The sequence below is a fragment of the Sphingomonas sp. LHG3443-2 genome, from assembly GCF_049896405.1.
Taxonomy (GTDB): domain Bacteria; phylum Pseudomonadota; class Alphaproteobacteria; order Sphingomonadales; family Sphingomonadaceae; genus Sphingomicrobium.
This window is the reverse complement of record NZ_JAFCUG010000001.1, coordinates 2,309,597-2,331,755: the sequence shown is the minus strand read 5'-3', so window position 1 is coordinate 2,331,755 and position 22,159 is coordinate 2,309,597. Positions and strand designations below refer to the sequence as shown.

General features: G+C 66.7%; 20 protein-coding genes. 6 read left to right on the top strand and 14 right to left on the bottom strand.

The features are described 5' to 3' along the window. Positions 1-7: 7 nt before the first annotated feature. Complete coding sequence (locus tag ACP69Z_RS11655) at positions 8-1,924, bottom strand: lytic transglycosylase domain-containing protein (protein ID WP_426267647.1); 1,917 nt, start codon at positions 1,922-1,924, stop codon at positions 8-10. 126 nt (positions 1,925-2,050) lie between these two features. Here ACP69Z_RS11655 and dapA point away from each other — a divergent pair, with 126 nt between their 5' ends. Beyond that, the gene (dapA, locus tag ACP69Z_RS11650; RefSeq protein WP_426267646.1) at positions 2,051-2,926 is read left to right on the top strand and encodes a 4-hydroxy-tetrahydrodipicolinate synthase; all 876 of its coding nucleotides are present in this window, start codon (positions 2,051-2,053) and stop codon (positions 2,924-2,926) included. Here the strand turns inward: dapA and ACP69Z_RS11645 are convergent. The 9 genes from ACP69Z_RS11645 to fmt all read right to left on the bottom strand — a co-directional run bounded on the left by ACP69Z_RS11645 (position 2,923) and on the right by fmt (position 13,620). Further along, positions 2,923-4,173, bottom strand: a complete 1,251-nt coding sequence (locus ACP69Z_RS11645) for an N-succinylarginine dihydrolase (protein ID WP_426267645.1) — start codon at positions 4,171-4,173, stop codon at positions 2,923-2,925. The two genes, dapA and ACP69Z_RS11645, sit on opposite strands and share 4 nt — an antisense overlap. After that, the gene (locus ACP69Z_RS11640) at positions 4,170-5,189 is read right to left on the bottom strand and encodes an arginine N-succinyltransferase (RefSeq protein ID WP_426267644.1); all 1,020 of its coding nucleotides are present in this window, start codon (positions 5,187-5,189) and stop codon (positions 4,170-4,172) included. Before ACP69Z_RS11640 ends, ACP69Z_RS11645 begins: the two co-directional genes overlap by 4 nt. After that, on the bottom strand, positions 5,186-6,394 hold the full coding sequence (locus tag ACP69Z_RS11635) for a hydrolase (protein WP_426267643.1): 1,209 nt from the start codon (positions 6,392-6,394) through the stop codon (positions 5,186-5,188). Before ACP69Z_RS11635 ends, ACP69Z_RS11640 begins: the two co-directional genes overlap by 4 nt. A gap of 109 nt (positions 6,395-6,503) precedes the next feature. Beyond that, positions 6,504-6,917 (bottom strand): hypothetical protein, encoded by a 414-nt coding sequence (locus tag ACP69Z_RS11630; RefSeq protein ID WP_426267642.1) that lies wholly within the window; start codon positions 6,915-6,917, stop codon positions 6,504-6,506. 71 nt (positions 6,918-6,988) lie between these two features. Next, positions 6,989-9,667 carry an EAL domain-containing protein gene (locus ACP69Z_RS11625; protein ID WP_426267641.1) on the bottom strand — a complete coding sequence of 893 codons (2,679 nt, stop codon included), beginning with the start codon at positions 9,665-9,667 and terminating at the stop codon, positions 6,989-6,991. Between the two features lie 86 nt (positions 9,668-9,753). Then, positions 9,754-10,686, bottom strand: a complete 933-nt coding sequence (gene cysK / locus ACP69Z_RS11620) for a cysteine synthase A (RefSeq protein ID WP_426267640.1) — start codon at positions 10,684-10,686, stop codon at positions 9,754-9,756. Next, positions 10,683-11,972, bottom strand: a complete 1,290-nt coding sequence (locus tag ACP69Z_RS11615; protein WP_426267639.1) for an MFS transporter — start codon at positions 11,970-11,972, stop codon at positions 10,683-10,685. The genes cysK and ACP69Z_RS11615 overlap by 4 nt, the downstream gene beginning before the upstream one ends. Continuing rightward, entirely contained in the window at positions 11,969-12,721 is a 753-nt protein-coding gene (gene truA, locus ACP69Z_RS11610; RefSeq protein ID WP_426267638.1) for a tRNA pseudouridine(38-40) synthase TruA, read from the bottom strand. The genes ACP69Z_RS11615 and truA overlap by 4 nt, the downstream gene beginning before the upstream one ends. Next, positions 12,718-13,620 carry a methionyl-tRNA formyltransferase gene (fmt, locus tag ACP69Z_RS11605; protein WP_426267637.1) on the bottom strand — a complete coding sequence of 301 codons (903 nt, stop codon included), beginning with the start codon at positions 13,618-13,620 and terminating at the stop codon, positions 12,718-12,720. The genes truA and fmt overlap by 4 nt, the downstream gene beginning before the upstream one ends. A gap of 50 nt (positions 13,621-13,670) precedes the next feature. Here fmt and recR point away from each other — a divergent pair, with 50 nt between their 5' ends. The 4 genes from recR to ACP69Z_RS11585 all read left to right on the top strand — a co-directional run bounded on the left by recR (position 13,671) and on the right by ACP69Z_RS11585 (position 15,893). Further along, entirely contained in the window at positions 13,671-14,267 is a 597-nt protein-coding gene (recR, locus tag ACP69Z_RS11600) for a recombination mediator RecR (protein ID WP_426267636.1), read from the top strand. 11 nt (positions 14,268-14,278) lie between these two features. After that, entirely contained in the window at positions 14,279-14,863 is a 585-nt protein-coding gene (locus ACP69Z_RS11595; protein WP_426267635.1) for a hypothetical protein, read from the top strand. A gap of 61 nt (positions 14,864-14,924) precedes the next feature. Continuing rightward, positions 14,925-15,383, top strand: a complete 459-nt coding sequence (locus tag ACP69Z_RS11590; RefSeq protein WP_426267634.1) for a hypothetical protein — start codon at positions 14,925-14,927, stop codon at positions 15,381-15,383. A 93-nt stretch (positions 15,384-15,476) separates the two neighbouring features. Further along, positions 15,477-15,893 (top strand): BLUF domain-containing protein, encoded by a 417-nt coding sequence (locus ACP69Z_RS11585; RefSeq protein ID WP_426267633.1) that lies wholly within the window; start codon positions 15,477-15,479, stop codon positions 15,891-15,893. Here the strand turns inward: ACP69Z_RS11585 and trmFO are convergent. The 3 genes from trmFO to ACP69Z_RS11570 form a co-directional block, all read right to left on the bottom strand. Next, a complete protein-coding gene (gene trmFO, locus ACP69Z_RS11580; RefSeq protein ID WP_426267632.1) occupies positions 15,890-17,236 on the bottom strand; it encodes a methylenetetrahydrofolate--tRNA-(uracil(54)-C(5))-methyltransferase (FADH(2)-oxidizing) TrmFO in 1,347 nt (448 codons plus the stop codon). The genes ACP69Z_RS11585 and trmFO overlap by 4 nt on opposite strands. Positions 17,237-17,273: 37 nt before the next feature. Next, on the bottom strand, positions 17,274-18,482 hold the full coding sequence (locus ACP69Z_RS11575; RefSeq protein WP_426267631.1) for a sugar transferase: 1,209 nt from the start codon (positions 18,480-18,482) through the stop codon (positions 17,274-17,276). 103 nt (positions 18,483-18,585) lie between these two features. Further along, on the bottom strand, positions 18,586-19,857 hold the full coding sequence (locus ACP69Z_RS11570; protein ID WP_426267630.1) for a nucleotide sugar dehydrogenase: 1,272 nt from the start codon (positions 19,855-19,857) through the stop codon (positions 18,586-18,588). Positions 19,858-20,051: 194 nt separating this feature from the next. Here ACP69Z_RS11570 and ACP69Z_RS11565 point away from each other — a divergent pair, with 194 nt between their 5' ends. Continuing rightward, positions 20,052-20,444: a hypothetical protein gene (locus ACP69Z_RS11565; protein ID WP_426267629.1), complete on the top strand. Its 393-nt coding sequence runs from the start codon at positions 20,052-20,054 to the stop codon at positions 20,442-20,444. A 65-nt stretch (positions 20,445-20,509) separates the two neighbouring features. Here ACP69Z_RS11565 and ACP69Z_RS11560 read toward each other — a convergent pair whose 3' ends face one another. Beyond that, positions 20,510-21,958, bottom strand: a complete 1,449-nt coding sequence (locus ACP69Z_RS11560) for an AMP nucleosidase (RefSeq protein WP_426268096.1) — start codon at positions 21,956-21,958, stop codon at positions 20,510-20,512. Positions 21,959-22,159: the final 201 nt, after the last annotated feature.

The following is a 22,159-nucleotide window of genomic DNA, read 5'->3' as shown; positions in this document are numbered from 1 at the left end:
CGGCGCTTTAGCCGAGGCGGGCCTTGCCGAGGAAGTGGCTGAGCTGCCGCGGAGCCGCCGCGCGCGGGTTCATCCGGTCGTAGACGACGGTATTCTCGAGCACGCGCTGCACATAACCGCGGGTTTCGGAGAAGGGGATGTCCTCGATCCAGGCGACCACGTCGGCGCCGGGCGCGCGCGGGTCGCCATTGTTGCGGACCCATTTGCGGACGTTTCCGGCCCCGGCGTTGTAGCTTGCCACCGCCAGCACGTAATTACCGCCCCACTGGTCAAGCAGGCGGCGGAAATAGGAGGAGCCGAGCATGACGTTGTAGCTGGGATCCGAGGTCAGCCGGCTAAAGTCATAGCTGACCCCGCGCTTGCCGGCCTGTTCCTGCGCGGTGGCAGGCATCAGTTGCATCATGCCGCGTGCGCCGGCGCCGCTGACCGCCGTGCGGTCGAAGCTGCTTTCCTGCCGCGTGATGCCGTGGCTAATGCTCCACAGATATTCCTCGCTGATCCCGCCGGAGACAGTTGGATAAGCGCCGCGGAAGTAGAAGGGCGAGCCGCTGTTACGCGAGGAACGGGCGGTCCAGACAGCGAGATCCTGACGCCCGACCTGATCGGCCATCTCGGTCGCGAGCAGGCGGTCGCTGTCGTTGGTGAGCGATTCGGAAAGCGCGCGGACGAACAAGGCCTGTTCGTCGCGGCGACCTTGCGCCCCAAGCAAGCGGACGGCGCGAACCAGGGGCTTGGTCTGGAAGGCGGAGCGCTGCGCCGGCGTCACCAGCATCTGCGGGGCGCCAAGGGGCGCTGCGATGGTGCGGCCGAGGCGCTCATGAGCGAGCTGGCCGTAGAACAGGTCAGGGTAAGCGGCGGCCTTGCTAAAATGCGCGGTCGCGTTCTGGAGCTGCCCTGCCTGCGCCGCCGCGCGGCCGGCCCAATAAGCGCCTTTGGTCAGCACCTGCAGCGAGCGCCCGCCCCGGCTGTAGCGGTCGAACAGGGCGATCGCGTCGGCCGGGCGGTTCAGCACGCGTATCGCGACGGTGCCGGCCAGCCAGGTGAGGTTGGTATATTCGTCGCGCACCTGCAGCGGCTGGGCGGTCAGATCGCTGCCGGCGGGAAGGGCGTCGTCGACCTGCCGGGCGATGTCATAGGCAAGGGTGAACTGGCGGTCGGCATAGGCTTCCTGCGCCACGATGCGCTTCAGCTCGTACCATTTGCCGGGATCGACCGGGAGGTACGTGAAGCGGTGCGGGCGGGCGAGCAGCTGCCGCGCCGCGGCCTGCCAATTGGCTTCGCGCAGATAGCGCGCACGGTCCTGCATCAGCCCGGCGTCAAGCGTCACCTGAGACATGACCGCGTTGTAGCGCGCCTCCGTGTCAGGCGCGCGCTGTTGCATGGCGATGCGCGCGGCAAAGGCAGGTCGGCGCGCGGCGCTGGTGGAGGCGAGCAGGCGGGCGGCGTCGGTGGGATCGCGGTCGATCAGCAGGCGGTCGACGCGCGCGTCGTGGTCGGCGGTAGTGAAGCTGGCGCCGAAGCGCTGGTACAGCCCGATCTCGTCCGCGGCGGACAGGTTCGACGCGCTCCAGGCCCGGCGTGCGGCAGCGAGTGCTTCAGCCGAGCGGCCTTGCGCGGCGAACGCTTCGGCAAGGCGCGCAAAACCGTTGGCGGTGGTCGGTGGATCCGTGCGGAAGAAGGCGATCACGGTGGCGGCATATTCGCCCGGCTGCATCGCCCGCTCGGCCGAACGGCGCATCGTGCTTTCGCCCGGCCAGCCGGGGTAGGCGTTGAGGAAGCGGGCATAGTCGGCGAACGCCCAATTGCTGCCCTGCCGCAACCGCCGCCAGTCGTTCAGCGCATAGCCGACGTCGTTGGAGGGCGCGAGCACCGGGGCGGGGTTGGCCGAAACCAGCTGCGCGCTGCTCGCGGTTGGAGCGATCAATGCCAAAGGCAGAAGGAGAGCCACTCGTCGCATGCTGGACATCTTCGCCGAATGGTCCTTATCAACCGCTGAACGTATGCCCCGCCAGTCTAGCCGCCGTGGCGAGGGAAAATAGAGGAAATCCCCATGTTTTCAGGGTCGATCCCCGCACTCGTGACACCGTTCACCGCAGGGGAGGTCGATCTTCCCGCCTTGCGCGAGTTTGTCGACTGGCAAGTGACGGAAGGATCGAGCGGCCTGGTGCCGTGCGGGACCACCGGCGAAGTGGCGACGCTAACCGCCGACGAGCATGCGGCGGTGGTCAAGGCCACGATCGAGGCAGCGGCCGGGCGAGTGCCGGTGATCGCCGGATGCGGCAGCTATTCGACCGCCGAAAGCCTGCGCAAGATGAAGGTCGCCAAGGAGCTTGGCGCCGATGCGGCCCTGGTGGTCGTGCCTTATTACAACAAGCCGAGCCAGGCCGGCATCGCCGCCCACTTCCGTGCGCTGAGCGAAAGCTGCGATCTTCCGATCGTGGTCTACAACGTGCCCTCGCGCACGGTGGCGGACATTTCGGTCGACACGCTGGGTGAAGTCGCGCGGCTGCGCAATGTGGTCGGGATCAAGGATGCGACGGGCAATCTGGCGCGGGTGACGGCGCAGCGGCTCGCCTGCGGTACCGATTTCTGCCAGCTGTCGGGCAACGACGACATGGCCTTGGGCTTCAACGCGCATGGCGGGGTCGGCTGCATCTCGGTCACCGCCAATGTCGCGCCGCGGCTGTGCGCCGACTTCCAGCAGGCGACGCTGGAGGGCCGATGGGACGATGCGCGGGCGTTGGCCGACAAGCTCTACCTGCTGCACGATTCCATGTTCGCCGATGCGTCGCCGGGGCCCGCGAAATATGCGATCAGGAAAATTCGTCCGAACTTCCCGCAGGAGCTACGCCTGCCGCTGGTCGAGGCAAACGAGGCCGCGCGGGCCAAGGTCGATGCGGGGCTGAAGGCCGCGGGGCTGATTTAAAGAAGCTCGGCGAGGTCGCAGGCATCGAGCAGGGCCGCGCGGGCCTGCTCGATGTCGCGGATGACCGCCGGTTCTCCTAGGTCTTCGACACCGATCTGTTCGGGCCAGGTCTGAGCGATTACGCCGGCCAGCCGCTCGAGCTTGGCTTCATCGACGAGGAAGCGCGGGTCGACCGTCGCTGGATCGCACACCACGCGCAGGCGCAGGCACGCGGGGCCGCCGCCATTGGCCATTGACTGGCGCACGTCGACTACCCTCACGTCGCGGATGGCGCCGTTGCCCGCGAGGTGGCGCTGAAGCCAGTTCCACACGCTGGACGTTTCGCGTGCTTCTTCGGGCACGAGCAGCGTGGTGCGGCCGTCCGGCGGCGTGACCAGCTGCGCATTGAACAGGTACGAACGAATAGCGTCTTCAAGGCTGACTTCGCTAGCAGGCACCTCGACCAGCTCGAGAACCGGGAACCGGGCCTCAAGTTCGGTGAGGAAGCCGGCTCGATCGGCGAACGCCTGTTCGTGGGCAAACAGCACACGCTCGTTGGCGACGGCGACCACGTCATTGTGGAAGGCACCAGCGGCGATCGCTTCTTCCGATTGAGCGACGAACAACGTGCGCTCGGGATCGAGCCTGTGGCGGCGGGCGATGGCCTTGCCCGCTTCGACATGCTGGCGAGCGGGGAAAGGACCGCCTGACAGGCCGTAGACGAACACCTCAACACCGGCCTGATCGTGCGCGGCGCAGAGCCGCATGTGATTGGCCGCGCCCTCGTCGCCGAAGGTCGGCGGCACGGGGCCGTGCACCGCGAAGCTCTCATGTGCGAAAGCAAGGCGAAGCTGGGCAAGCGTCGCCGGCCATTCGTGGCTGCGATGCGACATGGTGCGGAGGTTGGCGACGGTGAGGTGGGTGCGGCCGTCGGCGGTGTCGCTCGCCGGGCTGACGGTTGCAGCATTGGCGGCCCACATGGCGCTGGCGCTCATCGCATTGGCGAGCAGCGCGGGGCCCGCCTTCTCGGGTGTGGTGCCGAGGTCGGCGAGCCAGGCGCGGGCCGGGCGCGGCTGAGGCACGAAGATGCCCTGGGGTAGGCCGAGCGCGAGGTTGGCGCGCATCTTGTCGAGGCCCTGCAAGGCGGCCGCGCGCGGATAGCTGACCTTGCCGAGATTGCGCGCGGACGCGAGATTACCGAGGCTGAGGCCGCCGTAATTGTGGCTTGGGCCGACGATCCCGTCGAAGTTGATCTCGCGCACGCTCATCGGGCGACCATCGTTATTCTGGCGCCCGTTTCGATCTCGAGCAGTTCGGCCGCTTCCCGCGTGATCGCGATGCCCTTTCTGCCAAGCCGTCTCACCTCGGCCCGCACGCAGCGGAAATCGCGCAGGCGCCCCGCGGCGAGCAGGACTTTGGATTTTCCGGGATCACCACCGATCTCGACCACGGTTTCTTCGGTCGACTCGCGGATGGATCGGACCTGGTCCGTCAGTGCCGTAACAGTGGGGCCGCCATCGAAGATGTCGATGTAGCGATCGAAGGTCATGCCTTCTTCCTGCAGCATCCGCAGCGCGGCGCGGCCGGTCGGGTGCGGCTGACCCATCACCGCTTTCGCGCTGTCGGGCAGCAGCGAGACGTAGATCGGCGTCTTCGGCATGAGATCGGCGATGAACTGGGTGCCGTTCACCGCATTGAAGCCGTCCGCTTCAGGAAAGGTCATATCGAAGAAGCGCCCGGCGAGCGCGTCCCAGAAGGGCGAATTGCCAGCCTCGTCCATGACGCCGCGAAGCTCGGCCAGCAGGCGGTCGCCGAACCGCCGGCGGTGGGCCTTGATGAACAGGTAACGGCTGCGCGCGAGCAGCATGCCCCAGCCGCCGGCGCGCAGGTGGGGGTGGAGGAACAGGCCGCCGACCTCACTCGATCCTTCAAGATCGGTGGTCAGCGTCAGCATCTGGTTGCGGAAGGTCTTGCCGAGTTCCGGGCTCCACTGCGTCAGCGTGGAGAGGTGATAGGAGTAAAAGGCCTGGGCCGTGCCGACCATGCCGAACACCTGGCAGGTGCCGCGGATGATCTTCTCGCGCGGGTCTTCGAGGACGAAGATGTAGCAGTCGTTGCCTTGTGCTTCCTCGGTCTTGTCGAAGGCGACTTCCGACCTGGACAGTTTGTTGACGAGGGTGCCCTTGTCGGCGGGCAGGTTGGTGAAGCCGCCGCCGGTCAGCTTGGCCATCTCATAGATGGCGTCGAAGTCGTTCGGGTTCGCCGGGCGGATGCGGAAGCTCACAAGGCACCATCGGAGAGGCGGGCGAGCACGAGGGCCGACAGGCCTGCGCGTTCGCCAAGGGATTGCGGGATCAGATATTCCTCCTCGCTGTGGATAGCGCCGCCGCGCACGCCCATGGTGTCGACCACCGGCACGCCGCAGGCCGCGATGTTGTTGCCATCGCAGACGCCGCCGGAATCCTTGTGGGTGATGTGCTGGCCAAGGTCGCGGCCTGCCTGCTCGACCAGTGCGAACAGGCGCAGGGCTGCGGCGTCGAGCGGCTTGGGTGGCCGGCCAAAGCCGCCGTGCGTGTTGATCTTTACGTCGCGGGCGGCGGCGACGTGGCGGACGGCGGCAGCGATGCCGTCGCGCGCTGCGGCTTCGAGCGCAGGGGTGCGCGGGCGCAGGTTGACGCGGAGGATGGCGCGGTCCGGCACGACATTGTTGGGCGATCCGCCGTCGAGCCGCGCGACGTTGACCGCCAGGCCATCGCGGCGGAGCGCTTCAAGCCCAAGAGCGAGTTCGGCCGCGGCGGTGACGGCGTTGCGGCCGTCTTCGGGATTGCGCCCGGCGTGTGCCGATCGGCCGCGGATGTCGAAGGAGAAATTGCCCGATCCCGGGCGCGCGCCAGCGAGCGTGCCGTCGGGGAGGGCGGACGGCTCGTAGGTGAGGGCCGCCAGCTTGCCACGGGCTGCCGCGGCGATCAGCGGGGCGGATGAGCCCGAGCCCACTTCCTCGTCGCTGTTGATCACGACCTCGTAGCCGGTTGATGCAGCGCCGGGGTGCTGTTCGAAGGCTTGCAGGGCGGCGATCATGACGGCGAGGCCGCCTTTCATGTCTGCCACGCCGGGGCCATTGACCCGGCCGTCCGGCATTTCGCGCACCTCCTGAAACGGGTGATCGGCGCCGTAAACGGTATCCATGTGCCCGGTCAGCAGAAGCTGCTGCGGCGCGCCCGGACGAACAACGAGGTGGAGGTGCTTGCCGTGGACGAGCTCGCGGTCGACGCCGGATGCATCGAGGGCGCTGACTGGTTCCGGGTCGCGCAAGGCCAGCGTACCCGGCAACACCGATAGCCGGGCGGCGAGCAGCTCTGCCATGGTGGCCAGACCCTGAAGGTTGGTCGAGCCGCTATTGACCGAGGCCCAGGCAACGACCTCATCGAGGCGGCAGGCGTCGGCCGCGCGCTCTACCAATTGCCGTTCGATGCCTGAGCATTCCCCCATTCCGGACGCTTAGCCAAGCGACCGCATGAAGGCGAGGGGCAGTCGCGCCAAAAGAAAAGCCCCGGCGGTGAGGCCGGGGCTTATCGAAATCAGAGAAGGTCCGACGAGATCACGGGCTGATCGAGATCTGGGTGGAGCCTTCACCGTTGCTGAGCAGCAGGGCGGCAAGACCACCGAGCGCGGCAAGGCCGAGCAGCAGCGGAAGAATGCCGACGCCAGCGCCAGCGGCAGTCGCCACCGGGGCAGCGACCGGAGCGGCTTCGGCAACCGGAGGGGCAACCGGCGCATCAAGGGTTGGGAAGACGCAGCCAGGGGTGCCGGCCTGGGCCGTGGCAGAAGCCGCCGCCGAAGCCGCCGCCGCGCCGCACAGCGCCTGGCTCGACGCCGGGGAAGCAAATGCCGCAAGCGACGCCCACGGGCTGTAGTTGGCCGACTGGACGCGCGAGGCCGCTGCCGCGGGTGCGCTGACCAGGAAAGTGGCGGCACTGGCCGTGACGACCAAGCGTGCTGCAAAGCTCTTCATTTCAAACCAACTCCCAGATTCCTTGCCGCACATGCCCGGCTTCATCCGTTTTGCCAAGTATTTTCGGTCCATTACTGCACATGCGCCAGAACCTGTGGCGGAGCGGTTAACGTCGGGGCCGGCTGGTGGTCCGGGGTGGCGGACAGCCGCTCGAGGTCGAACTCTTCCTTGAAGCGGATCCCGAACCGGTCGCGCTGGGCCCAGCGGATGGTGGCGGTGACCGGGCCGGCACCGACAACATCCATGATGATGTTGCGTCCGGGTGTCACCGGCTGGCTGCATTCGACCAGCGCCCCCATGGCCGAGATGTTGCGCAGCCTGACCTCGATGACCTCGCCGTCGAGCCCGATCAGGGCGCGGCGCATCATCCGCTGGCGCGGTTCGCGCAGGGACGGGCTGGCGTCGGCTTCCAATGTCCTCGCCTGCGCCAGGTCGATCGCATCCGAGAGTGCCACCGGCTGACCGAAGATATAGCCTTGGATCTCGCTGACCCCGAGGTTGCGCATGAGCTGCAGGTCTTCATGCGTCTCTACGCCCTCTGCAACCGTGTCCATTCCGAGGCTTTCGGCGAGGGTCACGATGGCCCGGATGATCGCGGTGTTGCGGTTCTCGTTCAGCGTGGCGCCGCGCACGAAGCTGCGGTCGATCTTGATCTTGTCGAACGGCGCCTGCTTGAGATAGCCGAGCGAGGAATAGCCGGTTCCGAAGTCGTCGAGGACCAGGCGGACACCAAGCTCTTTCAACCGGGCAAAGGTCGCCTCGGTGGTGTCGCATTCGGTCAGGAACACGCCTTCGGTGATCTCGAGCTCTAGCCGCGACGGCTCGACGCCCGAGACGGCAAGCGCGGCAGCGACGACATCGACCAGGCGGGGATCGTTGAACTGGATCGGCGAGACGTTGACCGCAAGGCGGAAGGTGTCGGGCCAGTGACGGACCGCCTGAAGCGCCTCGATCAGCACCCACTCGCCAAGCTGGCCGATCAGCCCGCTTTCCTCGGCGATGGGGATGAACTCGCCAGGCGGGATGAGACCGCGCTTGGGATGCTGCCAGCGAACCAGCGCTTCGAAGCCGGCCATTTCCTCGCCGGCGGCACGAACGATCGGCTGGAACACGACCGATAGCTCGTCCCGCTTCACCGCGCCGCGAAGATCATGTTCCAACATCTGCCGGTTGGCGGCATTGTTGTGCATCGAGGGTTCGTAGAAGCGATGACGCCCGCGACCGGCCGCCTTTGCGGCATAGAGCGCGAGGTCGGCATTGCGGACCATCGAATCGGCGCAAGACCGCTCGGGCTCGCCGACTGCGATGCCGACCGAAGCGCCGATGGTCACTCGCTGGCCTTCGAGCATGTAGGGGCGCGAGAGCTCCGCGATGAGGGCGCCCGCGATGCGATCCAGGAGGTGGATGTCGGTGGTACCGGGCAGCACCGCCTTGAACTCGTCCCCGCCAAGCCGGCCGACCTGGCCATGGGGGGCGATCACCTGGGTGAGCCGCTGCGCCACCTGTTTCAGCAACGCGTCACCCGACGGGTGGCCGTGCGTGTCGTTGACGTGCTTGAAGCGGTCGAGGTCGATCAGCAGGAGCGCGCAGCCGCGGTGGCTGTGTTTGGCGTTGCGAAGGCCCTCATCGAGCGTCCGCCGCATCATTGCGCGATTGGGCAATCCGGTCAGCGAATCCGAGCGGGCGAGGCGACTGATCTCCTGCTCGGTGCGGCGTTGTTCGGTGAGGTCGGTGCCGATCCCGCGAAAGCCGTAGAAGTGGCCATTGTCGTCGAACACGGGGTTGCCCGACAGCGACCATTGCACCTCGTCATCGCTCGCGGGACGCACCACGATGTCGGAGAATGGGAAGCGCGCCGAGAGGTGGAAGCCAAGCGTGCGTTCTTCGCGCAGCCCTTGGTTGTTGCCGTTGTCGACCGACATGAGGTCGGTGAACTGCCGGCCAAGCAGCGCGTCGGGCGAGGTCTTGAAGTCGTCGGCAAGCTGCTGGCTGACATAGGACAGGGTGCCGGCTGCATTGGTTTCCCAGAACCAGCCGCGTCCGCTGTTCTCGAACTCTTCGATGAAGTTGAGCGCCTTCTTGGCTTGCCAGTCGAGCATCAGGCGGCGGCGGCTACTGGCGAGCATCAGCTGGGTGATGATGATCGAATAGACGGCGGTAAGGAGGCCGAGCAGCGGAATGGCGGCCCGAAGCAGCGGATCGTCGGAGAAGATGTTCACGCCGATGGCGGCCATCAAGGCGTTGAGGATGGCGGCCGGCGGCGAGCCGATCGAAAGCATCGCCTTGACCGCAAGGCCGGCGCCGAGCGCCAGGGGAAGGAAGCTCTTGTCGTGAAGCCCGCTGTAGGCCGCGCCGCCGAATAGCATCCACAGGATGCCGGTGAAGCAGAACCAGCCAAGGATTAGCCGCGCGGTAAAGACCGGTGTCAGCCGCAGCCGCATGCGCAGAAATAGCAGCAGGCCGGCGCCGGCGTCGAGCAGGAGGGCGATCGCTACCAGCGCCAGCGCCATGGCGAGCTGGTTGCCGTCCATGTTGCCGCCTTCGCGCACCAGAAGGATCAGGCCGACGATGAAGTGGGTCGCGGCAAGCAGGATGGGGCCATAGGCCCACATCGCCATGCGCTTGGACTGAAGCGTCAGATCGTCATCATCTCGCGGAGGCAGAACGTCGAACGTGATCGCCTCGCACACCGACGCGCGAGGTCGTCCGGGATCGGCCTTGTCCGTGAAATTGAATCGCGATTGAGGCATCCTGGTTCCTGCCGGTTTCATCCGAGCAGGACCAGTTATCGTGATGCGGGTTAATGCTTTATCTAAAGCGGAGGATTGACGTCCGCTTAACCCTCTTCAGGCAAGAAATCAGGTACGGACAAATAACGCTCGCCGGTGTCGTAGTTGAAACCGAGCACGCGCGCATTGGGGCCGAGTTCCGGCAGCTTCTGGGCGATGGCGGCAAGCGTCGCGCCCGAGCTGATGCCGACCAGGATACCTTCTTCGCGCGCCGAGCGGCGGGCCATCTCCTTGGCATCCTCCGGCGCGACCTGAATGACGCCGTCGAGCACGTCCATGTCGAGGTTGGCCGGGATAAAGCCGGCGCCAATGCCCTGGATCGGGTGGGGCGCAGGCTGGCCGCCCGAGATGACCGGCGACAAGGTCGGTTCAACCGCGAACACCTTGAGGTTCGGCCAGCGCTTCTTGAGCTCACGCCCGGCCGCGGTGATGTGCCCGCCGGTACCGACGCCGGTGATCAGCGCATCGAAGCCGCGATCGTCGTCGCCGAAATCGGCAAGGATCTCGGGCACGGTGGTGCGCAGGTGGACATCGATGTTGGCGGGGTTGTCGAACTGCTGCGGCATCCATGCGCCGGGCGTGGAGGCGACGATCTCCTCGGCGCGGGCGATGGCGCCCTTCATGCCCTTTTCACGCGGGGTGAGGTCAAAGGTGGCGCCGAAAGCAAGCATCAGGCGGCGGCGTTCGACGCTCATGCTGTCGGGCATGACGAGGATCAGCTTGTAGCCCCTGACCGCCGCGACCATCGCAAGGCCGACCCCCGTGTTGCCGCTGGTCGGCTCGACGATGGTGCCGCCAGGCTTTAGCCGGCCGTCGGCTTCGGCCGCTTCAATCATCGCAACGGCGATGCGGTCCTTGACCGAGCCGGCGGGATTGGACCGCTCCGACTTGATCCAGACTTCGGCTCCTTCCGGAAACAGCCGGTTGATGCGGATGTGGGGGGTCTGGCCGATGGTGGCGAGGATGTTGTCAGCCTTCACGCAGGTTTCTCCTGTTCAACTGCTTGGGCGAGCACTTCGGGCGGCGGGTCAAAGGTCTTTGCCCGCCTGAGTTCGGGAAACAGATAGGACCACAGCCCTGCGATACCAATGGCTGCGGCCCCGCCGGCGACCACCGCGCCGACCGGTCCAAGCACCGCGGCGGCAACGCCGGACTGCAATTCGCCAAGCTCGTTGGAGGCGCTGATCGCAAGCCCGCTCACCGCCGACACCCGCCCGCGCATGGTGTCGGGGGTGTGAAGCTGGACGAGGCTGGAGCGGACATAAACGCTCAGCATGTCGGCCGCGCCCAGGCAGGCGAGCAAGGCGAGGCTGAGGGCAAAGGTCTGGGACAAGCCGAACAGCACCGTCACAAGGCCAAAGGCGGCGACGCTCCACAGCATCTTGATCCCGACATTGTTCTTGAGCGGATTGAACGAGAACCAGCCAGCAACCAGCGCCGCCCCGATGGCCGGCGCGCCGCGCATCAGGCCGAGGCCTTCGGTACCGACGTGAAGGATGTCGCGGGCGAACACGGGAAGCATGGCGGTGGCGCCGCCGAGCAGCACGGCGAACAGGTCGAGGGTAATCGCACCCAGAAGAAAGCGGTGGCGGCGAACGTAGCTCAGCCCCTCGATCATCTGTCGGATCGGGTGCGGATGCCCTTGCATGGGTGGCGGCACGACGCGGCGAACCGGGGTCAACAGCAGCACTGCGAGAGCCAGCATCGCTACCGATGCCCAGTAGGGCAGGGATGCACCGGCGGCGTAAAGGAAACCGCCGAGCGCTGGGCCGGCGACCGAGGCCGATTGCCAGGCGATGGACGATAGGGCGATCGCCTTTGGCAGCAGTTCGGGCGGCACGATGTTGGGCGCAATGGCCGCCATGCTCGGTCCTAGGAACACGCGGGCAACGCCGTGCAGCGCCGCAAGGGTGAACAGCAAGGGGAGGCTCAGCACCTCATTCCAGGTGGCGAGCGCAAGGCACAAGGCAACCAGAAGATCGACGCCGTTGGCGATCCGAGCCACCGTTCGACGTTCGAAACGGTCAGCCGTCCAGCCGGCAACGGGGGTGAGCAGGGCGAGGGGCACGAACTGCACGAGGCCCAGCAGCCCCAGCATCAGTGCGCCGTCGCGGATGCTCATGCCATAGTCGGCGCGGGCCGTGTCGTAGACCTGATAGCCGATGATCACGACCATCCCCATGGTCGCCAGCACGGCACAGAAGCGCGCGCACCAGTAAAGGCGGAAGTCGCGGATCTGAAGCGGAGAGGTGAGGGGTGTCGTCACGCGGCCGGCGTGTCGTAGAGCGCTTGCGCGAAGTAAAGCCCCTCCGCCGGGGCATTGAGGCCAAGTGCGGCGCGGTCGCGGGCTTCGAGCGCCCGCTTCATGTCGGCAGGCGCCCATTGACCGAGCCCGACGAGGCTGAGGCAGCCGACCATCGAACGCACCTGATGGTGGAGGAAGGAGCGGGCGGCGGCATGGATGTGGATCTCGTCACCGACCCGTTCGACGTCGAGGCGGTCGAGGGTCTTCACCGGACTGTCGGACTGGCAGTTGACCGAACGGAAGGTGGTAAAGTCGTGGTGGCCGACGAGGTGCGCCGCGCCTGCTTGCATCGCTTCGGCATCGAGCGGCTTCGCAATCCGCCAGGCGCGGCCGTTGTCGAGCGTCAGTGGGGCGCGGCGGTTGGCGATGCGGTAGAGGTAGCGGCGGCCGAGGCAGGCAAAGCGGGCATGCCAATCGGCCGGGACCCGCTCGGCCGATAGCACGGCAACCGGATGAGGGCGGAGGAGGGCGTTGAGGCCTTCCGCCAAGCGGTGGCCGTCCAGCTGCTTTTCAAGATCGAGGTGCACCGCCATCGCCAGTGCATGCACGCCGGCGTCGGTTCGGCCGGAAGCATGGGCGGTGACCGTCTCACCGGTCATCTTGCGGGCCGCCTCCTCCAGCGCACCCTGGACCGAGGGGCCATGATCCTGGCGCTGCCATCCCATGAACGGTGCGCCGTCCCATTCGAGGATCAGCTTCCAGCGCGTCACGGCAGGATGGTGCCGGGCGGCAATGCGAAGCCGCGCAGCAGTTCGGCCGTGAACATCGCCCGCCCGCCGGCGCGCTGGAGCAATGTCGGCCGAAGTGCGCCGGTGCCGCAGGCGACCGTGAGGTTGTCATCGAGCACGGTGCCAGGCGGCGCGCTGACACCTTCGACCAGTTCGGCTGAGAGCAATTTGACCCGCTCGCCTGCCGCCTCGAACCAGGCGCCCGGAGCAGGGGCGAAGGCGCGGACCTGGCGCTCGGTCACGGCGGGGGCGCGGGTCCAGTCGATGCGTGCTTCGGCCTTCGCAATCTTGGGCGCATGGGTGACGCCCTCCTCTGGCTGGGCCTGCGGCGGGGACGGGCTGGCAAGCTCTTCGACCATCAACCGCGCGCCGATCTTTGCCAACTCATCGGTGAGGTCGCCGACCGTCTTGCGGGCGATCGGCGTTCGGCCGACGCGCAGCATCGGGCCGGTGTCGAGACCGGCCTCCATCTGCATGATGGTGACGCCCGTTTCCTCATCACCGGCAAGGATCGCGCGGTGGATGGGCGCGGCGCCGCGCCAGCGGGGGAGGAGGCTCGCATGGACATTTAGGCAGCCTCGCACCGGCGCACCGAGGATCGGCTGGGGCAACAGCAAGCCGTAGGCGGCGACAACCGCTGCCTCGGCGCCGAGCGCAGCGAAGGTTTCCTGCTCCTCCGCCGAACGCAGCCGCTCAGGGGTGCGGACGGTCAGCCCGAGGTCCTCGGCGCGCTGCTGGACCGCGGTCGGCTGCAGCTTCTTGCCGCGTTGGGCGGGCCGGGGTGGCTGGCTATAGACGGCGGCAATCTCGTGCCCCGCTTCTACGAGTGCATCGAGCGTCGGCACCGCAAAGGCCGGGGATCCCATGAAGATAAGCCGCATGGGGTGAGGCCTATGGCGGAAAGCTCCCGCTTTTCCTATCTGGATTGGCGATGGCCTCCCAGGAAATCGAAGCTCTCGCCAACGCGCTCGCCCGGTTGCCCGGCCTTGGCCCCCGCTCGGCCCGGCGCGCTGTGCTGCACCTGATGAAACGGCGCGAAGGTGCCCTCCAACCGCTGCTCTCTGCCCTGCAGACCGTGTCAGAGCGGCTGTCGACCTGTTCGACCTGCGGCAACGTCGACACGCGCGATCCGTGCACCATCTGTGCCGACCCGCGCCGCGACGACAAGAGCTTGTGCGTGGTGGAAGAAGTGTCGGACCTGTGGGCGCTCGACCGCTCGCGGCTGTTCCCCGGGCGCTATCATGTGCTCGGCGGTAAGCTGTCGGCGCTGGAAGGGGTGCGGCCCGAGGATCTGTCGATCGACCAGCTGCTGCGCCGAGTATCAGCGGGCGGGATCGACGAGGTCGTGCTGGCGATGAACGCGACGCTCGAGGGGCAGACCACCGCTCATTACCTCGCCGAGCGGCTGGAGAAATTTCCGGTGCGGCTGACCCAGCTGGCGCATGGATTGCCGGTAGGCGGCGAGCTAGACTATCTCGACGAAGGCACGCTGGCGCAGGCGCTTCGCGCGCGGCGCCCGGTCGCCTGAGCGGAAGGCAGATGCGCGACCGCGATCTCGTTCGGCTGCACTGGCCGGAGTCGCGCCGGGCGGCCTTCGACACGGCTCTGGCGCTCGACGACCGGCTGGCCGAGGTGGCGCTCGGCGCTGCGCAGCCGGCGCTCGGCGCCATCAAGCTCGCCTGGTGGCGTGACCAACTGGCGGCGCTCGACACCCAGCTGCCACCGCCCGAGCCTTTGCTGTCGCGAATAGTATCGGACCTGATGGTGGTGGGCGTCAGCGGCGCAAACTGTGCGGCACTTGCCGACGGGTGGTTGCAGGTACTGGAGGAAGAGCCCGATGCGGCGCCGCGTGGGGCGGCTCTCTTCGCAATCCTCGGGCGCGTGCTCGGGAGTGAGGGCGTGCCGGGCGGCGAAGCCTTTTCGCGGGCGGACCTGGCCCGGCGTTCGGGCGAGCCCGAGTGGCTGCGCAAGCTGCCTGCTGCGCCCACGACGCGCCCCGTGCGGCCGGTGACCTTGCTCGATGCGCTCGGCCGCCGCGATGCGGCGCGCTTCTGGCCGCCGGAGCCGGAAGCGACACCGGGGCGAAGCTGGACGCTGATCCGTCATCGCCTGACGGGGCGTTGACGGCAGCCAGAGAAACGGTGACAAGGCGCGCGCCGGATCGCTGTTTGCCAGGAGGTCATCCATGACCCGCCTCGTCGCCGGCGCTGTTGCTGCCTTGCTTCTCACTTCGGGCGCCGTGTTTCTTTATTCCAGCCGATCTGCCGATGCCGCTGCCGCTGCGCCGGCGCCTCCGCCGGTCGCGCCTGCCATGCCGCTGGTCGCTGCCGCGACGCCGAGCTTCGACACGGTGCGATCACCGCCGCTCGCCAGCCCCAAGAGCCGCGAGGAGAAGCGCTTTGCGCGGGCCGACAAGGACGATGACGGGAGGATCACGTCGGCCGAGCTGTTCGAGCCGCGGCGCAAGGCGTTCGCCAAGCTCGACCGGGATGGCAACGGGACGCTCAGTTTCGATGAGTGGGCGGTCAAGACCGTGAGCAAATTTGCTTCGGCCGACCGCGACCGGTCGGGATGGCTGACGGCGGCCGAGTTCGCGACCACTGCGCCCAAGGCGCCCAAGCGGAAGACCGTCTGCAGCTGCTGACATGTGGCTTAGCAGCTGAAATGGCGTGCTATTTGGCTATTTGGGGGGGCGTCACTAAATCTGTGGCGGACCCTTCGGTCCGGAAGGCCCGGCATGCAGTTGAAGTGCGTTACCTACACCAGCCTCGCGGCGCTTGATCTCGACGAGGATCAGCTGCGGGCGATCCACGGCGCTGCGCGCGACCTGAACGGTATCGACGGCATCAGTGGCCTGTTGCTGTTCAACGGAACGCACTTCCTGCAATGGATCGAGGGGCCACCCGAGGCGATCGACGAGTTGATCGAGCGCCTCCGCCGTGACCCGCGGCATAGCGGTTTCGAAATTCGTGACGAGCGGACCACGACCGAGCGGATGTTCGGCGACTGGACCATGAAGCTGGTGCGGGTGCGTTCCAGCTTTCTACTCGCGCAGGACGATGTGGTGTCGCAGCTTCCCGACGATTTCCCCGAGCATCTGCGCGCGCGGGTGTTGCAGATGGTCGAGAAGATCAGCGAGGACGTTACGCTTTAGGCTTCCACCGGTTCGGCTAGCGAGGTCTGGCCGACCGCTTCGCCGAGCCATTCCGAAAAAGCGGCGCGGGCGCGGTCGGTATAGGCTTTCTTGCGGTCGGCCTTGCGGAAGCGCTCGGGCAGCGGCGGCATCAGGCCGAAGTTGACGTTCATCGGCTGAAACGTCTCGGCGTTGGCGTCGCCGGTGATGTGCCCGAGGAGGGCGCCGAGTGCCGTGGTGTTCGGCGGTGCGGCAAGTTCCTTGCCGCTGGCCTCTGCGGCGGCGAAGCGGGCGGCGATGAGGCCGATGGCGGCGCTTTCGACATAGCCTTCGCAGCCGGTGATCTGCCCGGCGAAGCGGATGTTGGGCCTGGTCTTCAGCCGCAATCGGCGGTCGAGGAGGTCGGGGCTGCGGATGAAACTGTTGCGGTGGATGCCGCCAAGCCGCGCGAATTCGGCGTTCTCCAGACCCGGGATGGTGCGGAAGATTTCGGCCTGCGCGCCGTGACGGAGCTTGGTCTGGAAGCCCACGATGTTCCACAAGGTGCCGCTGGCATTGTCCTGCCGCAGCTGCACGCAGGCATAGGGCCAGCGGCCAGTCTTCGGATCATCGAGGCCGACGCCTTTCAGCGGCCCGAAGCGCAGCGTCTCAGGACCGCGCTCGGCCATCACTTCGATCGGCATGCAGCCCTCGAAGTAGGGCGTGTCCTTTTCCCATTGCTTGAATTCGGTCTTCTCGCCCGCATTCAGCGCGTCGACGAAGGCGTGGTACTGCTCCTTGGTCAGCGGGCAGTTGATGTAGTCGTCGCCGCCCTTGCCCCAGCGCGCGGCCTTCCAGGCGACCGACATGTCGATGCTGTCGCCGTGGACGATCGGCGCAATGGCATCGAAGAAGGCGAGGGCGTCCTTGCCGGTCTCGGCCGCAATGGCCTCGGCCAGCTTCGAGCCGGTCAGGGGGCCCGTGGCGATGATGCAGGGGTGATCGGGAAGAGCATCGATCCGTTCGCGAACGATGGTGATGTTCGGATGAGCTTCCAGCGCCTTCGTGACCTCCGCGGCGAAGCCTTCGCGGTCGACGGCGAGGGCTGAGCCGGCGGGCACCTTGGTGGCGTCGGCGCAGCGCATGACGAGGCTGTCCATGCGCCGCATTTCCTGATGCAACAGGCCGACCGCGTTGTTTTCCGGGTCGTCCGAGCGGAAGCTGTTGGAGCAGACCATCTCGGCCAGCCGATCGCTTTCATGCGCGGGCGTCATGTCGCCGCCGCCGCGCATCTCGCTGAGGCGAACGGTGAGCCCGGCTTCGGCCAACTGCCACGCCGCTTCCGAGCCGGCGAGGCCGCCGCCGATGATGTGAATGTCTTGCATAGGCCGCGCCCTTAGCGCCGTTTGCCTGTGTTGCGAACTAGCGCGCGCCGAAGCCGGTCAGCATCGTCTTCAGCGTCTTGAACAGGATCAGGACGTCGAGAAACGGCGAGAAGTATTTGATATAATAGAAGTCGTACTGGAGCTTGCGGTGGATGTCCTCGACTTCCGCGACGTGGCCCTGGTTGGTCTGGGCCCAGCCCGAGATGCCCGGCTTCACCACGTGGCGGTAGCGGTAGAAGGGGATCTCGCCGACATACCAGTGGCTCAGCACCTCCGCTTCGGGGCGAGGGCCGATCCAGCTCATCTCGGCCCGCAGAATGTTCAGCACCTGCGGCAGCTCGTCGATGCGGCTCTTGCGGAGGAAGGCGCCGACGCGGGTAATGCGCGGGTCGAAGTCGCCGGTCATTGCCGCCTTGCGCGCGTCATGGCCCGCCGCAGCGTTTTCCACCCGCATGGTACGGAACTTCATGACGTGAAAGGGCGTGCCGCGATGGCCGATGCGGCGCTGCCGGAAGAAGACCGGGCCGCCGTCGTCGAGGAGGATGGCAATCGCCGCCACCGCCATGATCGGGAGCAACAGGGGCAAAGCGGCGATCACCGCCAGGAAGTCGATCACCGTCTTGAGGTGGAAATAGCCGCGGGCCGGGACCAGCGAACCGAAGCTGTTTTCCGACAGGTGGTCGATCTCGACCCGCCCGGTGAGAGATTCGGCAAGCGGCTTCACTTGGTAGACGATGAGGCCGGCCAGCGCGGCGTCGGCAAGGAATGCTTCCCACTTGGGCGACAGATCGGCGGTAAAGTCGGCGACAATGGCGTCGCAGCGCGATGCGAGATCGAGGCGTGGCTGGTCGAGCTTGATCCAGCTGACGCCTTTCAGGTCGACCAACTTGGTCCAGGCACCGAGCGGCACCACACCGATCTGCAGGTGCGTCCGCCGCTGCACCGCGAAATAGATGAGGTAGAACCAGGCAACGTGAAGCACGAAGCCGGCGATAAAGGCGACGCGGTCGTAGGGCAGCCGCGTGAAGAAGAAGAACGCCAGCACGGCCGCATGCGCCGCAGCGCAGGTCGGCAGGATGACCAGGCTCGAACGGATGCCCGGATAGGGCTCGACACTCAGCCGCAGCCACAGGGCCAGGCACACCGCGAAGAGATTGGCCCAGAATGCGTTGAAGCTCGACACCCATAGCGTTTCAGGCGTGATGAACAGCCGGAACGCGAGCGGCAGGAAGGCGGCGACCAACATGGCGCCGAGAAGCTGGACCCGCCTGCGGCCAAGCCAACTGTCACGCCGGACGTGAGAGACGGGGGTGAAAGCCAACATAAACCTAAGTTATTGCGAGCGGGACCTAGAGGGTCCACGCGCCTCCTGTCGACCCTTGCGTCCAGTTCCACAAGCGCTTGAGATCGGCGATTTGTCCGCCGTCCTTGAGCAACGCGGAAACGCGCGTTTCGTCCCATTCCTTGTAGACGGAGTGAGCGACGGCACCGAGGACGAGATCGACTTTCTCGCCCAGCGCAGCGGGGTCAACCAGCTCCAGCCCATATTCGTGATGCGCTTCAGCAGGGTCCGCGAGTGGGTCGGCAACCAGCACTTCGTGGCCGAGCCAGCGCAGCCGCTGGACGACGTCGATCACCCGGCTGTTGCGAAGGTCCGGCACGTTCTCCTTGAAGGTGAGGCCCAGCACCAGCACGCGGCCGGCGCGGTTGCCGAGCCGCTCGTGAAGGCGGTCGGCCACCCACGCACCCATTCCGTCATTGGTCTCGCGCCCGGCGAGAATGACCCGCGGCTCGTGGCCAAGCTCGCGGGCGCGGTGGGCGAGGTAATAGGGATCCACCCCGATGCAGTGACCGCCGACGAGCCCCGGCTCGAACGGCAGGAAGTTCCATTTGGTGCGCGCGGCTTCCAGCACGTCCCAGGTGCTGAGCCCGAGCTTGGCGAAGATCTGCGTGATCTCGTTGATGAAGGCGATATTGATGTCGCGCTGCGCGTTCTCGATGACCTTGGCCGCTTCGGCTGCCTTGATCGAGGCGGCGCGGAAAATACGCCCGCCGTTCATGGCGCCATAAAGGTCGGAGAGGAGGGCGGTCGTTTCCGCATCCTCACCCGCGACGACCTTGGTGATGCGCTCGACCGTATGCTCGCGGTCGCCTGGGTTGATCCGCTCGGGGCTGTAGCCGAGGCGGAAGTGCGTGCCGCGCTTCAGGCCCGACACGTGCTCGAGTTCGGGGCCGCAAATGTCTTCGGTGACGCCGGGATAAACGGTGCTTTCGTAGACGATCACGGCCGGGCGGTCGGCGTCGAGCATCGCGGCAACACTGCGGGTGGCGGAGAGCAGCGGGCGGAGGTCCGGCTGGTTGGACCCGTCAACCGGGGTCGGCACGGTGACGATGTAGACCTCGGCGCCGTGGACGGCGGCCGGATCGTCGGTCAGCGCGAGCGACGTTGCTTGGAGCCGCTCCGGCTCTACCTCGCGCGTGCGGTCCTCGTGGCGGCGCAGTTCCTCGATTCGGCTGCCATCGATGTCAAAGCCGGTTACTCGCATGTGGTCGGCAAGGGCAACTGCAAGCGGCAGGCCGACATAGCCAAGCCCCACCACCACGACATGCTGATCCTGCACCCACCGCTCCTTGCATCGCTGCTGTTCCGGGCGCTCATACGGAGGGTTGTGCGCTGCAGCAAACGCCGAAGTCCCGAAGCGAGCTATAAAAAAGCCTTGCAACTTCGTTCCGGGGTCGTGAGTTTGGGAACAGGCATTCGTCTACCAACCAGGGGGGCGGATCCGACGTGTTTCAACAGGTGGGGAGTGCCGCCATGACCAAGTTGTCCATTTTTGCCGGGATCGCCGGCGCTGCGCTGTTCGCCAGCGGTGCCGCCGCCCAGTATGTGCCGGGCTCGGAAATCGTCGGTCAGACCGTGCAGGTCGAGACCAATGGCGTTGTCAACAACGTGACGTTCGAGCCGGGCGGCACCGCCCGCATCTCGACGCCGAGCGGCAATGTCGTTCCGGCGAGCTGGACCGCCAACGCCGGGCAGCTGTGCCTCAGCACCGGCGGCGCCCAGGAGTGCTTTCCCTACAACCAGCCGTTCCAGGCCGGTCAGCCGGTAACCGCGACGTCGAGCTGCGGCGCGACCAGCCGCTGGCTTGCCAATGCGACCAACCAGCCGGCTGCCCCGCAGCAGCAGCAGGCCGGCGAGCGCGGCTAAGCGCTACCGGATCGCAAGTTCGGGAGAGGGCTCGGCAGAAATGCCGGGCCCTCTTTCGTTGAGCCTTAACGGAACGGCGGCTCGTCGAAGCTGCGAAGCTTGCGGCTGTGCAGCGCGTCGCCTTCCTCGCGCAGCAGGTTCAGCGCCTCGATCCCGATCCGGAGGTGCTGGCTGATCGCCCGCTCATAGAAGGCGTTGGCCTGCCCCGGGAGCTTGAGTTCGCCGTGGAGCGGTTTGTCCGACACGCACAGCAGGGTGCCGTAGGGCACGCGGAAGCGGTAACCCTGCGCGGCCACCGTGGCGCTTTCCATGTCGATCGCCACCGCCCGGCTCTGGTTGAAGCGCAGCGCGCTCGCGGTGTAGCGGAGCTCCCAATTGCGGTCGTCGGTGGTGACGACGGTGCCGGTGCGGAGCCGCTTCTTGAGGCTGTCCTCGTCCTCCCCGGTGACCTTGGCCGCCGCATCGAACAGCGCGGTCTGCACTTCGGCGATCGGCGGCACGGGGATCTCCACCGGCAGGATGCCGTCGAGGACGTGGTCGTCGCGCAGGTAGGCGTGCGCCAGGACATAATCGCCGATCGTCTGGCTCGGGCGCAAGCCGCCGCAATGGCCGATCATCAGCCACACTTCGGGGCGCAGCACCGCGATGTGGTCGCAGATCGTCTTGGCGTTGGACGGACCGACGCCGATGTTGACGAGGGTGATGCCGTCATCGCCGTTCGGGCCGACGAGGTGGTAGGCCGGCATTTGGAAGCGCCGCCACGATCCCCCTGCGATCTCCGCTTCGGCATTCTCCAGCATGTCGCGCTCATAGCGGCCGCCGGGCACGCTCAGCGCCTGATAGGGACTTCCTTCCTGGCGCAGCGCGTCCGCCGCAAAGCGAACGAATTCATCCACGTAGCGGACGTAGTTGGTGAACAGGATAAAGCGCTGGAAATGTTCTGTCGGGGTGCCGGTGTAGTGGCGCAGGCGCGCCAGGCTGAAGTCGGTGCGCGGCCCGTCGAACAGCGCCAGCGGCCGCGCGGTGTGGCGGCTCATGTCCCAGTCGCCGTCGGCGATCTCGTCGCCGATGTGGACCAGCTCGGTGGTCGGGAACCAGCGCCCGAGCTCGGCCGACTGGATGCCGCCGAGCTTCAGGTCGTCGCCGGCGTCGAGGACGTAAGGGTAGGGTATTTCGCTTGCCGAGCGGCCCACGCTGATCTGCACCTCATAGTCGGAAGTGAGATGCTGGAGCTGCGTGCGGAGATAATCGCGGAACAGCCGCGGGCGAGCGATGCTGGCAGTGTAGATGCCGGGCTGGTTCAGCCGCGCAAAGGCGCGTGCCGGCAGTGGCGGCGGGCTGTCCGGGTCGTAGTCGATCCGGAGTTCCGGATACGCGAAGCAGCCCTCGGCGCGGGCTTGCGGTTCTGGCTTGATCCCATCCTGCACATAGTCGGCAAGCGCGCGGCGGAGGTTCTGGACGGAGCGGTCGAAGATGGTCTCGAGCTCGTCGAGGATCGTCTCGATGTCTGGCATGGCGCCATGTAGCGCATTGGCGCCGCGGGGCAAGCTGGAGCGGGTAGCGGAAATCTGCTCCACTTCCACGATCAGCTCAGAACGGCAGATTTCCGCGGTTCAAGAAGCGTCCGGGAAGGGGTTGTGCTACAGCTAGGTGCGACAAGCAAGCCGCCTCGGCTTTTCGTCTGCTTTGCGCCCCTTGCAGACACTCACGCAAGG

Coding starts and splice junctions, on each gene's coding strand:
- dapA (WP_426267646.1), top strand. CDS start 2,051: ATGTTTTCAGGGTCGATCCCCGCACTCGTGACACCGTTCACCGCAGGG.
- ACP69Z_RS11645 (WP_426267645.1), bottom strand. CDS start 4,173: ATGAGCGTGCGCGAGATCAACTTCGACGGGATCGTCGGCCCAAGCCAC.
- ACP69Z_RS11635 (WP_426267643.1), bottom strand. CDS start 6,394: ATGGGGGAATGCTCAGGCATCGAACGGCAATTGGTAGAGCGCGCGGCC.
- ACP69Z_RS11630 (WP_426267642.1), bottom strand. CDS start 6,917: ATGAAGAGCTTTGCAGCACGCTTGGTCGTCACGGCCAGTGCCGCCACT.
- ACP69Z_RS11625 (WP_426267641.1), bottom strand. CDS start 9,667: ATGCCTCAATCGCGATTCAATTTCACGGACAAGGCCGATCCCGGACGA.
- fmt (WP_426267637.1), bottom strand. CDS start 13,620: ATGCGGCTTATCTTCATGGGATCCCCGGCCTTTGCGGTGCCGACGCTC.
- recR (WP_426267636.1), top strand. CDS start 13,671: ATGGCCTCCCAGGAAATCGAAGCTCTCGCCAACGCGCTCGCCCGGTTG.
- ACP69Z_RS11595 (WP_426267635.1), top strand. CDS start 14,279: ATGCGCGACCGCGATCTCGTTCGGCTGCACTGGCCGGAGTCGCGCCGG.
- ACP69Z_RS11590 (WP_426267634.1), top strand. CDS start 14,925: ATGACCCGCCTCGTCGCCGGCGCTGTTGCTGCCTTGCTTCTCACTTCG.
- ACP69Z_RS11585 (WP_426267633.1), top strand. CDS start 15,477: ATGCAGTTGAAGTGCGTTACCTACACCAGCCTCGCGGCGCTTGATCTC.
- trmFO (WP_426267632.1), bottom strand. CDS start 17,236: ATGCAAGACATTCACATCATCGGCGGCGGCCTCGCCGGCTCGGAAGCG.
- ACP69Z_RS11575 (WP_426267631.1), bottom strand. CDS start 18,482: ATGTTGGTCGCCGCCTTCCTGCCGCTCGCGTTCCGGCTGTTCATCACG.
- ACP69Z_RS11565 (WP_426267629.1), top strand. CDS start 20,052: ATGACCAAGTTGTCCATTTTTGCCGGGATCGCCGGCGCTGCGCTGTTC.
- ACP69Z_RS11560 (WP_426268096.1), bottom strand. CDS start 21,958: ATGCCAGACATCGAGACGATCCTCGACGAGCTCGAGACCATCTTCGAC.